This window comes from Staphylococcus hominis subsp. hominis, from assembly GCF_002901845.1.
GTDB classification, from domain to species: domain Bacteria; phylum Bacillota; class Bacilli; order Staphylococcales; family Staphylococcaceae; genus Staphylococcus; species Staphylococcus hominis.
In genome coordinates, this window is sequence record NZ_PPQE01000025.1 from 1,095,849 (window position 1) to 1,096,251 (window position 403).

Here is a 403-nt window from a genome sequence, read left to right on the forward strand (position 1 = left end):
ATTAAGATGGTGCCGGCCAGAGGACTTGAACCCCCAACCTACTGATTACAAGTCAGTTGCTCTACCAATTGAGCTAGGCCGGCAAGAAATGGTTCAGGACAGAATCGAACTGCCGACACATGGAGCTTCAATCCATTGCTCTACCAACTGAGCTACTGAACCATATATATTAAAATGATTAAATGGCGGTCTCGACGGGAATCGAACCCGCGATCTCCTGCGTGACAGGCAGGCGTGTTAACCGCTACACTACGAGACCAAAACAAATTGCGGGAGGCGGATTTGAACCACCGACCTTCGGGTTATGAGCCCGACGAGCTACCGAACTGCTCCATCCCGCGATAATAAAAATGGCGGAGGAAGAGGGATTCGAACCCCCGCGGCCCGTTAAGGCCCTGTCGGT

The 403-nt window shown here is 52.1% G+C and carries 4 tRNA genes; all 4 read right to left on the bottom strand.

Features of this window, described 5'->3' with window-relative positions:
* Positions 1 to 7: 7 nt before the first annotated feature.
* The 4 genes from CD034_RS06955 to CD034_RS06970 all read right to left on the bottom strand — a co-directional run bounded on the left by CD034_RS06955 (position 8) and on the right by CD034_RS06970 (position 341).
* Positions 8 to 83 (bottom strand) — tRNA-Thr (locus CD034_RS06955).
* Between the two features lie 6 nt (positions 84 to 89).
* Positions 90 to 162: transfer RNA gene (locus CD034_RS06960), tRNA-Phe, on the bottom strand.
* A gap of 21 nt (positions 163 to 183) precedes the next feature.
* Positions 184 to 259: transfer RNA gene (locus CD034_RS06965), tRNA-Asp, on the bottom strand.
* An 8-nt stretch (positions 260 to 267) separates the two neighbouring features.
* Positions 268 to 341 (bottom strand) — tRNA-Met (locus tag CD034_RS06970).
* Positions 342 to 403 lie beyond the last annotated feature (62 nt).